Source organism: Streptomyces sp. TLI_105, assembly GCF_900105415.1.
Taxonomy (GTDB): Bacteria; Actinomycetota; Actinomycetes; order Streptomycetales; family Streptomycetaceae; genus Streptomyces.
Map to the genome: position 1 here is coordinate 4048956 of NZ_FNSM01000001.1, position 11951 is coordinate 4060906.

At 72.1% G+C, this 11951-nt stretch carries 11 protein-coding genes; 4 read left to right on the top strand and 7 right to left on the bottom strand.

Going from position 1 to position 11951, the window contains the following annotated elements; all coding sequences use genetic code 11:
- Window positions 1-113 precede the first annotated feature (113 nt).
- From BLW86_RS18540 to BLW86_RS18555, 4 genes are all read left to right on the top strand, one after another.
- Entirely contained in the window at window positions 114-1052 is a 939-nt protein-coding gene (locus BLW86_RS18540; protein ID WP_093878730.1) for a MerR family transcriptional regulator, read from the top strand.
- A 100-nt stretch (window positions 1053-1152) separates the two neighbouring features.
- The gene (locus BLW86_RS18545) at window positions 1153-1695 is read left to right on the top strand and encodes an RNA 2'-phosphotransferase (protein ID WP_093875067.1); all 543 of its coding nucleotides are present in this window, start codon (window positions 1153-1155) and stop codon (window positions 1693-1695) included.
- Between the two features lie 70 nt (window positions 1696-1765).
- Window positions 1766-2218 carry a hypothetical protein gene (locus tag BLW86_RS18550; RefSeq protein ID WP_093875068.1) on the top strand — a complete coding sequence of 151 codons (453 nt, stop codon included), beginning with the start codon at window positions 1766-1768 and terminating at the stop codon, window positions 2216-2218.
- Window positions 2219-2296: 78 nt separating this feature from the next.
- Window positions 2297-3874, top strand: a complete 1578-nt coding sequence (locus BLW86_RS18555) for an aldehyde dehydrogenase family protein (protein WP_093875069.1) — start codon at window positions 2297-2299, stop codon at window positions 3872-3874.
- 99 nt (window positions 3875-3973) lie between these two features.
- Here BLW86_RS18555 and BLW86_RS18560 read toward each other — a convergent pair whose 3' ends face one another.
- From BLW86_RS18560 to BLW86_RS18590, 7 genes are all read right to left on the bottom strand, one after another.
- Complete coding sequence (locus BLW86_RS18560; RefSeq protein WP_177181691.1) at window positions 3974-6163, bottom strand: M28 family peptidase; 2190 nt, start codon at window positions 6161-6163, stop codon at window positions 3974-3976.
- A gap of 235 nt (window positions 6164-6398) precedes the next feature.
- Complete coding sequence (locus tag BLW86_RS18565) at window positions 6399-7265, bottom strand: alpha/beta fold hydrolase (RefSeq protein ID WP_093875071.1); 867 nt, start codon at window positions 7263-7265, stop codon at window positions 6399-6401.
- Window positions 7266-7267: 2 nt separating this feature from the next.
- Window positions 7268-8014, bottom strand: a complete 747-nt coding sequence (locus BLW86_RS18570; protein ID WP_093875072.1) for a thioesterase II family protein — start codon at window positions 8012-8014, stop codon at window positions 7268-7270.
- A gap of 9 nt (window positions 8015-8023) precedes the next feature.
- Window positions 8024-8215 (bottom strand): MbtH family protein, encoded by a 192-nt coding sequence (locus BLW86_RS18575; RefSeq protein ID WP_093875073.1) that lies wholly within the window; start codon window positions 8213-8215, stop codon window positions 8024-8026.
- On the bottom strand, window positions 8212-9543 hold the full coding sequence (locus tag BLW86_RS18580; RefSeq protein WP_177181692.1) for an MFS transporter: 1332 nt from the start codon (window positions 9541-9543) through the stop codon (window positions 8212-8214). The genes BLW86_RS18575 and BLW86_RS18580 overlap by 4 nt, the downstream gene beginning before the upstream one ends.
- Before the next feature lie 2 nt (window positions 9544-9545).
- The gene (locus tag BLW86_RS18585; RefSeq protein ID WP_093875075.1) at window positions 9546-10595 is read right to left on the bottom strand and encodes a cupin-like domain-containing protein; all 1050 of its coding nucleotides are present in this window, start codon (window positions 10593-10595) and stop codon (window positions 9546-9548) included.
- Window positions 10596-10650: 55 nt separating this feature from the next.
- Window positions 10651-11949 carry a diaminobutyrate--2-oxoglutarate transaminase gene (locus BLW86_RS18590; protein ID WP_093878731.1) on the bottom strand — a complete coding sequence of 433 codons (1299 nt, stop codon included), beginning with the start codon at window positions 11947-11949 and terminating at the stop codon, window positions 10651-10653.
- Window positions 11950-11951: the final 2 nt, after the last annotated feature.

Here is an 11951-nt window from a genome sequence, read left to right on the forward strand (position 1 = left end):
GTGGTCGCGCCGGCGTGACCGCCAGGGACCGGTCCCGGGCCGGCGGTCGTACGATCCCTCCCAGGAGGGGCCCCGCGGCGACGGGGTGGAGGACGCGGGTGGTGGGAGCGGGTTTGTCCGAGCAGTCAGCACAGCCGGAGTACCGGATCGAGGATCTCGCCCATCACAGCGGGGCCACGGTCCGGACGATCCGCGCCTACCAGGACCGTGGTCTGCTGCCCCGCCCGGAGCGGCGGGGCAGGTCGAACGTGTACGGGGACGCGCACCTCGCACGGCTCCGGCAGATCGCCGACCTCCTCGACCGGGGCTACACCCTGGCCTCGATCAAGGAGCTCTTGGAGGCCTGGGACACCGGGCGGGGGCTCGGCGGTGTCCTTGGGCTGGTCGCGGAGGTCCACGGGCCGTGGACGGACGAGGAGGCGGACCGGATCTCCCGCGCGGAGCTGGACGCCCGCTTCGGGGGCACGCCGGACGAGGAGGCCATCCGGGAGGCGGTCGAGCTCGGCGTACTGGAGCGGCTGCCGGGACGGGAGGGTGAGGAGTACCTCGTACCGAGCCCGCAGGAGCTGGCGGTGGCGGCCGAGTTGTACGCGGCGGGCGTGCCCTTGGCGGCGATCACCGGTCATCTGAGGGAACTTCGCGATCAGGTCGAGCACATCGCGTCCCGTTTCCTGGAGTTCACGACCGAGCACGTCTTCGCGCGCTACCTGGAGCACCGGCCGCCGACGGACGCGGACGCGACCGAGGCGGCGACGATGGTGCGGCGCCTCCGGCCGCTCGCCCAGCAGACCGTGGACGCCGAACTGGCGCGGGCCATGCGCTTGTTCGCCACCCGCCATCTCCAGATCCACCTGTCGCCGGATCCGCCCCGGGTGAGGGACGACCAGCCGCGCGCGGTGTCGCTCCCGGCCGGGACGATACGGGCCGTGCAGAGCCTGGTCGGCACGGAGGGCGTCGAGGCCTTCATCGCGGCGGCCACGGAACGAGAGGTCAACAAAAGGACATTGGACGCACTTGCCGCAAGGCGGCACAAAGTCGAGGAAACTGAATAAATGCCTTGACCTGGCAGCCCCGTTGTCCACAGAATCTCAAACTCGCTTGTGGATAACTCCACTTGCTTGTGGATCAAACCTGAACGGGGAAGAAATCGAGATGGATGAACGACGCACCGTGAAGGTGTCGAAGTACCTCTCCAAGCATCTGCGCCACCAGCCCGAGCGCATCGGGCTCGTCCTCGACGCGCACGGCTGGACCGAGATCGACGCCCTGCTCCGGGCCGCCGCGGAGCACGGCTTCCCCTTCACCCGCGAAGAGCTGGACCACGTCGTCGCGACCAACGACAAGAAGCGCTTCGCCATCGAGGGCACCCGCATCCGGGCGAGCCAGGGCCACACCGTCGCGGTCGACCTCGACCTGCCGGTCGCGGAACCGCCCGCGTACCTCTACCACGGCACGGTCGCGAACCGGATCCCCGCGATCCGGGCGGAAGGGCTGCGGCCCATGGCCCGCCACCACGTCCACCTCTCCCCCGACCGGGAGACGGCGACCCGGGTCGGCGCGCGGCGGGGGCGGCCCGTCGTGCTGAGCGTCGACGCCGGTGCCATGCGGCGGGCCGGACACGTCTTCCGCGTCAGCGCCAACGGGGTCTGGCTGACCGACGCCGTCCCGCCCGAATTCCTCCGCTTCCCCTCCTGAGCCCCCGCCCGAATTCCTCCGCTTCCCCTCCTGAGCCCCCGCCCGAGGTCCGTGCGGCATGATCGCTGCCATGGCTCACCCGCATCTGCCCACCACCGAAGCCGCCGTCACCGCGATCCGTGAGATCGCCCGGGAGTTCCACCTGGAGATGACGGTGACCGACGACATCGGCGCGGACCAGACCTCCCGGCGCACCTCCTCCGGGGCGTTCGCCGTCCTCGACCCGGACGGATCGCTGCCGCACGAGGCCTACGTCGAACTGGGCGGCTCCCCCTCGGTCACCGTCCAGGTCTTCCCCGAGGACGACGCCAGGATCACCGTGGACGGGATCGAGTTCGCGGACGTGCCCCGCGACGCCGTCCCCGCCTTCCTGCGCTCCGTCCACAGCGGCCTCGCCCATGTGAAGGGCCGGTTCTTCCCGCCCGGCTGGTGGCTGGTCGTCCCGGTCCCCGGCGACGAGACGTACAAGGAACTGGTCCCCGGCGCCTCGCTCACCCCCTGGATGAACAGCAGGGTCCGCTGATTCCCCTGCCCCGGACCCGTCGCGCAGGTCAGCGGCTACTCTGACCCACCGCATCCGACATGGTGAGAGGAATTCCAAGTGGTGGCTCCGACTGCGCTGAACTCGGTGATCGACGGCAAGGAGGTCCCCGGCGGCGGTGACACCTACGCCTCCCTCAACCCCGCGCGCCAGAGCGATGTCGTCGCCGAGGTCCGGCTGGCCGACTCGGCGACGTTCCAGGACGCCTGCGCGGCGGCGCGGCAGGCCCAGCGCGAGTGGGCGCGGGTACCGGCCCCCGTGCGCGGTCAGGTCGTGGGGGCCTTCGGGCGTCTCGTACAGGCCAACAAGGAGAGCCTGGCGCGCCTCGTCACCCGCGAGGTGGGCAAGACGTACGCCGAGGCGCTGGGCGAGGTCCAGGAGATCATCGACACCTGCGACTTCTTCCTCGGCGAGGGCCGCCGCCTGTACGGGCAGACGGTCCCCTCCGAGATGTCCGACAAGCAGCTGTTCACCTTCCGGATGCCGGTCGGCGTGTCCGTCATCGTGACGGCGGGCAACTTCCCGGTGGCGGTGCCGTCCTGGTACATCGCCCCGGCGCTGCTCTGCGGCAACGCGGTGGTGTGGAAGCCCGCCGAGTACGCGGCGGCGACCGCGCGCGCCCTCGCCGAGCTCGCCTGGCGGGCCGGCGTGCCGGCCGGCGTCCTGAACCTGGTCTACGCGGACGGCGAGACGACCTTCGAGGGCCTGGACGCCGCGCTGGGCCGCGGCCTGGTGGACAAGGTCGGCTTCACGGGCTCGACGCTGGTCGGCCGGCGGATCGGCGAGCTGTGCGGCCGCCACCTCCAGACCCCGTGCCTGGAGCTGGGCGGCAAGAACCCGATGGTCCTCGCGCCCGACGCGGACCTGGACCTGGCCGTGCAGGCCGCGCTGTTCTCCGGCTACGGCACGGCGGGCCAGCGCTGCACCTCGCTGGGCACGGTCATCGCGCACGAGGACGTGCACGACGAGTTCGTCCGCAAGTTCGACGAGGCGGTGCGGGCCGCGGCGGTGGGCGAGCCGTCCGAGGGCGTCGTCTACGGCCCGCTGCTCGACGAGAAGTTCGCGCGCTCCTACGAGGAGGCGCTGAGCTGGATCGAGGAGCACCACACGGTGCTCGGTTCGAGCGCGGTCGGCAGGATCACCGCCGAGTCGCCCCGTGAGGGCTTCGTCGGCGACCCCTCCGACGGCCTGTACTACCACCCGGTGCTCGTGGACGGGGTCCGCCCGACGGACCGGATCTTCCTGGAGGAGACCTTCGGGCCGGTCGTCGGCGTGACCACGTACCGGACGCTCGACGAGGCGATCGAGCTCGCCAACACTCCGGGCTACGGCCTCTCCGCCGCCGTCTGGACGAGCGACCCGGCCACCGTGTTCCGCTTCCGGCAGGGCATCGGCGCGGGCATGGTCAGCGTGAACAACTCCACCTCGGGCGCCGAGGCCCACCTCCCGTTCGGCGGCAACGGGAAGTCCGGCAACGGCAGCCGTCAGTCCGGCGTCTGGGTCCTCGACCAGTTCACCCGCTGGCAGTCGATGAACTGGGACTTCTCCGGTTCGCTGCAGAAGGCCCAGATGGACGTGACGACCGTCGAGGCCGACCTCGACTACCGCCTGCCGGCCGACTGGACCGAGGGCGTCTGACACGAGGCCGCCTGACACCAGGGCGCCTGACACGGCGAACGGGGCCGGGGCGGTGTTTCACGTGAAACACCGCCCCGGCCCCGCGCTTCTGGTGGCCCCTCAGGACTTGTACGTGTGCGTGACGACCGTCCTCGCGTGGCCCACCGTCCAGTCCGGCAGCGCCGCCAGGACCCGTTCGGCGTCCTCTCCGGTCTTCAGGAAGACCTGGTCGACCTGGATCTCGACGGGACCCGAGCGGTCGACGGTCAGCGTGTGGCCGTCGAAGCGGCCGACGACGTCGACCACCGCCTCCTCGCTCTCGAAGGGCCGACCGCCGATGGAGAGGCCGGGGCCCGTCACCGTGATCCTGACCAGCTCCGCGCGGTTCGCGCCGAGCGTGATCCGGACGGGCGCGGTCGCACCGGCGGTGTCGACGGAGACCTTCCCCTCCCGTACGGACACCTTCCGCGCGGCGAGCCCGCCGTCGCGGACCCCCAGACCCGTGTCGCGGGCGATCCGGTCGACGACACCGAGGCTCTCGGGCGTAAAGAAGTCGCGGCCTTCGAGCACGATCCGCGGGGCCTTGCCGTCGGTCTGCTCCTGGAACGCGCTGACCAGCTTGGGGTGCGCACTGTCGTACGGCTGGACGAGCCCGACGACCAGGAGCCCGCAGGCGGTGTACGCGAGGACGGCGAGGCCGGACCGGCGCGGCGGGCGGCCGGCGTGGGCGGCGAACGGCGCGAGGACCAGCGCCAGCGGGACGGCGACCAGGACGCCCGCCACGGCGAGGGCCGCGTCCATGGGAAGGGCGGTGGGCAGCCGGCCCATCATCGGGACGGCCAGCTCGAACAGGTTCCGGGTGAACTGGGCGATCAGCACGAACGACACGAACGCGCTCACGAGCAGCGGCACCGCCCGCGAACGGCCCGGAAGCACCAGGTAGCCGCCGATGGACAGGACGGACAGGGCGGAGCCGATCCACAGCAGATAGCCGGGTCCGACGCCGAGCCAGGCGGTGAGCACTCCGAGCACTCCGACCGCCCAGGCGTTGCCGAGCAGGGCGGTACGGGCGTCCGGCCGCCCGGCGCCGTCCGGGGCGCGGCGCCGGCGCCGGCGCTCCAGGAGCAGCTGCGGGGCGAGCGCCCCGAGGACGGTGAGGGGCAGCGGCACCAGGTACATCAGCCAGGGGTGCGCGTACCAGGCGTGCGGACCGATCAGGGACTGGGCGGCGCCCACCAGCACGCCCGTGAGCACGGCCGCCGGGAGGCCGAGGAGCGCGGCCCCGGCGGTGGCCGCCACCCGGCCGGGACGGAGGTCCCAGACCCGGCAGGCCCGCCAGGTCAGCGCGGCCAGCGCGAGGAGCAGGGCGAGGGTGCCGGCCTTCACGAGCAGCGGGTCCAGGGTCACCCACCAGCGCGAGAGCACGTCGAAGTAGTACGGGGCGGGCTTCCGGCCGGCCGGGTCGGCGGTCCCTGTGACGTCGGAGGCGAACCGGACGGTCAGGTCGGTGACCGCCTGCGCCGAACCGTCCCCGATCGCGGCGACCCGGTCGTTGGGCGTGTGGTACTGGTAGCCGTCCTCGAAGAGGGCGTAGTCGAGGCCCGACCAGCCCTGGGCGCGCCACACCCGGCTGTCGGTGTCGGAGTTGATGAGGCCCGCCTGGAACAGCCACTGGCCGAGGACCGAGCCGTACGGCCGCGCGGTGTCGCCCGCGAGCTCGATCAGCCGGCCGTCGTCCTCGCCCGCCTGGAACAGGATGGGCAGTCCGCCCGAGCCGACGGCCTCCAGGTTCAGGAACCAGCGGACGTCCTTCGCCCACGGGTGCCCGGTGAAGGCGTCGGCGCCGGTGAGGCCGACCTCCTCGCCGCCGTTGAAGAGGTAGACGACCGTGCGGTGGTGGTCCGCGCCGGCCAGCTGCCGGGCGGCCTGGAGCACCGCGCCGACGTTGATGCCGTCGTCGGCGGAGCCGGGACCCTCCATCGCCGAGTCGACGTGGACGTTCACCAGGAGGGCGTCCTTGCTGTCGCCGGGCTGGCGGGCGATCACGTTCTCGACGGCGTAGTCGACGGCACGGTCGTGGAAGCGGTACGAGCCGGTGGCGTGTTGCCGCTCCACCTCCAGGCCCGGAATCGCCTGCAGCTCGCGGGAGACGAGGTCGAGCCCCTCCGCGAGCCGCGGGCTCGCGGCGACGTGCGTGCCGAGGTCCTCGAGACGCTGGGCCGTGGCCAGCGCGCCCCGGCCCGCCTCCCCGTCGGGTGCCGGACGGGTCGCCCCGTACGCCAGCGAGAAGGAGACGGCCAGGAGCAGCACCAGGACCGCCCAGGTCCCGGCGAACCGCCTCGCGCCGGACGGAACACCGGGCCGACCGCCGGACGGACCGCCGGACGGAGCTCCGGACCGACCGTCGAACCGACCGCCGAATCGACCGCCGAATCGGCCTCCGGTCCCGGCGCCGGGACCGGAGGACCCGAGGTCCTCCGCCGGCGGCGCGTCGGCCGTGTTCGGCCGGGACTTCAGCATGCTCACCGCAGAGCCCTTTCCTCGGTCATTCCCCGGGCTGCGGCAGCTGCCGCAGTTCCCGCCACCACGTGCGCAGTTCGCGTACGACCGTCTCCTCGCGCTCAAGCGTGAGCGCGTGCGCCGCGTCCGGGACGCGGACGAGCGAGGCCTGCGGGACGGCGCGCTCGATCTCCTCGGCCGTGGCCCGCATGCCGAGCGTGTCGGCGTCGCCGACGAGCACCCGGACCGGCACGTCGAGCTTCGCAAGACGGTCGGCCGCGGGCTCGGGCCGCGTGAAGTCCGGAGTGTCCTTCTGCTGCGTGTAGTTGAGCCGCAGCATCTCGGCGACCGCCTCGCGCACGGACGCCCGCTCGGGCGCCGGCTCACGGCCGGGGCCGTCGACGAAGAGCCGCACCTCGAGTGCGATCAGCTCCTCGACCGTCCGGGGGACGTCGGCCGCCTCGGCGGTGTCCCAGGCCTCCTCGGCCGCCCCGACGGCTTCGAGCAGCGGGCGCTCCTCGTCCGCGACCGGGGAGTCGAAGCCCGAGACGTCGGGCGCGAGCAGGAAGAGACCGCGCACCCGCTCGGGGTGCGCAAGGGCGAAGTCGATCGCGAGGCGCGCGCCGCGCGACTCGGCCACCAGCACGGCGGACTCGAGACCGTAGGCGTCGAGGACGCTCCCGAGGTCGGCGAGGTCGGAGAACTCGCCGTCCAGCGTCGTCGTCGACCGGCCGAAGCAGCGGCAGTCGTAGGCGACGGAGAACATCTCGTCGCTCAGCGCCTCCATCAGCGGGTGCCACATCTGCCCGTGGGCGATGCCGGAGTGGACCAGGACGGCGGCGGGGCCGGCCGGGGCGCCGCTGCTCACGGCGTGCAGGGTGCCGCCGGGGACGGTGAGGGTGCGCGTTTCCATGTTCATCCTTCGATTGACTGCAGGGGGCGGGTGCCGGATCGCTGATGACAGCCGACCACGAACGCGGCGACTTCTTCCACGTGGTGCAGGAGGAACATGTGACCGCCCTCCCACATCCGGGTCGGGCAGTCGCCCTGCCCGTGCGCCGCCCAGGCCGTGAGGCCCTCGACGGGCACGCCGGGGTCGTCGGTGCCCCCGATCGCGAACACCCGGGCGGAGAGCTCCGGGCCCTCCGCGTACCGGTAGCCCATCGCCATCCGGTAGTCGGCGCGCAGGCCCGGCATGACGAGTTCGAGGAGGTCGGGCTGGGTGAAGAACTCCGGGGGCGTCACCCCGTGCGAGCGGAGGCTGGCGAGGATCTCGGCGTCCGTGGGCACCGGACTGGGCGGCAGCACCTTCGGCGCCACCATCCCGGACGCGATCAGGCAGTCGACCGGGAGCGAACGCTCCTGGAGCAGACGGGCCAGTTCGAACGCGACCAGCGAGCCGAAGCTGTGCCCGAACAGGGTGGTCGGCCGCCGGTCCGCGCCGAGCTCGTCGGCCAGGGTGCGGACGAGCAGCCCCATGTCCTCCAGGGGCTCTTCGAGCATCCGGTGTTCGCGTGCGGGCAGATGGGGTGCCCACAACTCCACCTCGGGGGGAAGCCATCCGGTCCAGCTCTCGTAGACCGTGCCGTTGCCGCCCGCGTAGGGCAGGCACACGATCCGGCTGGTTCCTTCACCGGCGCTGAGCCGTCGGAGCAAGGTCATGGCGGACGATCAGCTCCGCGCGCAGCGCGGACGCATGTCGGTCCACACGGTCTCGATGCGGTCGAGGCACTCCTCCTTGCTGGCGGCCGGCCCGTCGGCCTCCCAGCCGGCGGGCAGCTCGCGGTCGCTCCGCCAGATCGAGTACTGCTCCTCGTCGTTGACCACGACGACGTAGTCGGGCTCTGCGGTGGTCACGCTCATGGGGTCACCTCTTCGGGTGTCGGAAGTACGGATGTCGGTTGTGCGGGCGCCGGTTGTGCGGGCGTCGGTTGTACGGGGGTGGGTGCGGCGGCGGACGGCGCGGCCGCCGCGGAGAGCCGGCGGCCGTAACCGGCGAAGGCGAGGCTGATCGCGAGGGAGGAGACCGCGATCACGGCCAGGGTCACGGAGCCGGAGGTCGCCTCCAGGGCGATGCCGGCCGCCAGGACGGACAGGGGTTTCAGGCTGAACGCGGCGACCTGCGCGGTCGTCGTCACCCGGCCGAGGAGCTCGTCCGGGGTGAGCCTCGCCCGCAGCGTGCTGTAGACGATCGCGGAGAGCGACTCCCCGCCGCCCGCGAGCAGGACGACGCCGAGGGCCAGCGGCAGCGACGCGGTGCCGCTCAGGACGAGCAGCGCGACGCTCCCGAGGACCGTGCCGGCGCACATGACCGCCACGGTGGCCGTCCTGATCCGCCCGGCGAGCACGGCGCCGGCGATCGCCCCGACCGCGTAGACCGCGATGATCGCCCCGAGGACGCCGGGCGACCAGCCGAGGTCCTCACGGATGAAGTACGTGGCGCAGATGACGACCGGCGAGGTGAAGAAGGTGACCGCCGCCCAGTAGAGCAGCGCCGCCCGCAGCAGCCGGTGCCCGGCGATGAACCGGAAGCCCTCCAGGACCTGCCGGCGCATCGGCGCGGGCGCCTGCTCCCGCGCGGTCTGCATCGGGCGGCGGATCAGCATCAGGGAGACCGCCGACACCGCGAAGGTCAGCGCGTCGACCCCCAGGGTGCCGGCCCCGCCGATGCCCGTCACCAGGACACCGGCGAGCGCGGGACCGGCGATGTAGCCGAGCGCGTTGCCGATCGACAGGAGCGAGTTGGCCTCGCCGAGCCGGTCGCGGCCGACCAGCGAGGGCACGCAGGACAGGCAGGCCGCCTCGAAGACGGCGTACAGCACACCGACCGGCACGGCCACCGCGTACAGCACCGGAAGCACCGGCAGACCCAGCCAGGCGGCCAGCGGCACCGCGCCGACGAGCAGCGCGCGCCCCACATCCGACCAGAGCATCATCCGACGCCGGTCGAGGCGGTCGGCCCAGGCGCCCGCGGGGACGCCGAGCAGCATCATGGGCAGCGCCGACAGCATGGCGATCAGGCCCATGTGCAGTCCGGAGCCGGTGAGGGCCAGGACGAGGAGCGGCAGGGCGGTCTTGCTCAGCGCGTCGCCGAGTGCCGAGGCGCCCTGGCCGCCGGCGAACAGCAGGAAGTCGCGGTCCCGCAGCAGGTTGTGGCCCGCGGGGGTGGCCGTGCTCGCAGGTGTGCTCACGGTCAGGCCCAGTCGTCCCAGTCCTTGGCGCCGGTCACGTTGCGCAGACCGCCCTGGGACTTGAAGTACATCTGCGCCAGGTAGCGCTCGGGGATGCAGGTCAGCCAGCCCAGCGCGTTGTCCTCGCCGACGATCTGGTGGCTGTACGAGATCGAGGTGTCCATGGCCTCGATCGCGTGCCAGTAGCCGCTGGGGACGTACAGCGTCTCGCCCGGGTGCAGGACGGTCTCCTCCACGACCACGTCCTTGAAGCGCGGGTGGCGCGTCAGGTCGGGGCGGCGGTAGTCGACCTGCGCCATGCCGAACTGGCGGCGGAACGGGCGCGGGTACAGCTTGGCGTGCTGGTCCGGGGAGACGAAGTAGCAGCGCTTGCGGCCGACGACCTGGCTCAGGTAGGCCGCGGTCTGCATGCCGTCGCTGTGGAACGGGGTGACGGTGCCCTTGCTGCCGACGAACATCACGGACGCGACCCGGGAGGACACGGTGGAGCGCGAGGCCGGCTTGCCGCTGCCGCGGTTGAGGAAGAGCTTGGCGAGGTACAGGCCGAGCAGCTTGGCCGGGTTGACCGTGCCGGCCGGCAGCTTCGCCTTGAAACGGATGTCGGCCCAGTTCGGCGCCAGGTCGGGGAGGTCGTAGTCCTCTTCGAGGCCCGGGTAGTGCTCGACCATCCGGTGGACCGGGTAGGCGCGCAGGTAGTAGGCGCGGCCCTCGTCGGTGTTCTTCTCGATCTCGTCGAGGAGCGCGGACAGCTTCATCCCGCGGAAGCCGCCGACGTTGCCGAGGATCAGCTCCTTGTCGAGCCGCTGGAGGTTGGCGTGGATGTCCAGGTCGCCGAAGTGCTCGCGGAAGTAGTCCAGGCTCCAGCGCTCCATGGCCGGCCAGTCGTCCATCAGGCCGGTGACGATGGCGGGCTTGCGCTTGTAGACGTACTCGCGCTTGAACATCTCGGGGTCGGGGTTGTGGAGCCGGTCGATCGCGTCGACCTTGACCGTGGCCTCGGGGAAGATCGTGCCGGCGACGGTCGTGTCCTGCTCGGCCTGGTGGATGGTCATCGTGGGTCCTGTTCGTAAGTCTGTGGGGTGACGGATGGGGGGACTGCGGGCCGCGTCAGTGGGAGAGCGCCGTCAGCAGGCCCTCGTGGATCAGCTCGCAGCCGTACCGGAGCACGTCGAGCTCCATGGTCAGAGCGGGCAGCAGCTTGAGGACCGCCTTGTCGCGGCCGGTGGACTCGACGATCAGGCCGCGCTCGAAGCACCAGGCGACGACCTCGTCGGCGGCCCGGCGGCCGCCGGCGTGCGTCAGGTCGATGCCGATCGCGTGGCCCTCGCTGCGGATCTCGACGCCGGGCAGCGGGTGGCCCTCCCAGAAGGAGCGGAGCAGTTCGGCGCCGTTCCGGGCCTGGTCCAGGAAGGCCTCGCTCTGCCAGAGGTCGAGGGCGGCGCAGGCGGCGACGAACGCCAGCTGGTTGCCGCGGAAGGTGCCCGGGTGGTCACCGGCCTGCCAGGAGTCGAGGCCCTCGCGGATGAGGAGGATCGACATCGGCAGGCCCAGGCCGCCGATCGACTTCGAGACGGTGATGAGGTCGGGGACGACCCCGGCCTGCTCGAAGGAGAAGAAGCCGCCGGTGCGGCCGCAGCCGGCCTGGATCTCGTCGGCGATCAGCACGATGCCGTACCGGTCGCAGAGGTCGCGCAGGCGGCGCAGGTCCTCGTCGGGGATGCGATAGACGCCGCCCTCCATCTGGACGACTTCGAGGATCACCGCGGCGGGCACGTCGACGCCGGACAGGTCGTCGCTCAGGAACTGCTCGAGGAGGTCGAGGGTCGGGAAGTGGCCGCGCGGTCCGACCGGGAACGGCAGGTGGGTGACCTCGCCGAGGGCCGTACCGGCCACCTTGCGCAGCGAGTTGTCCGCCGTCGCCGCGAGGCTGCCGCGGCTGACGCCGTGGTACGCGCCGGAGAAGGCGATCACCTGGGAGCGGCCGGTGTGCTTGCGGGCCAGCTTCAGCGCGGCCTCGACGGCGTCGGTGCCGGTGGAGCCGCAGAACTGGACGCGGTGGTGCAGTCCGCGCGGCTCCAGGATCTCCCGGCCGAAGCGCTCCAGGAACTCGCGCTTGGCCGCCGTGTGGAAGTCCAGGGCGTGCAGCAGCCCGTCGCCCTGGAGGTAGGCGAGGACCTGACGCTTGATGTGGTCGTGGTTGTGACCGTAGTTGAGGGCGCCGGCGCCGGAGAAGAAGTCGACGTACTCCGTGCCGTCCTCGGCGACCAGCGTGGTGCCGTGCGCCGAGGCGAGCAGCGTGGGGAACGCCCGGCAGTACGACCGGACGGCGGACTCCCGGGTCTCGAACACCTCGGTGGAAGGGGTGAGAGCGGAAGGGACGAGGGGGGAAGCGACGCGTTCTGCCATGA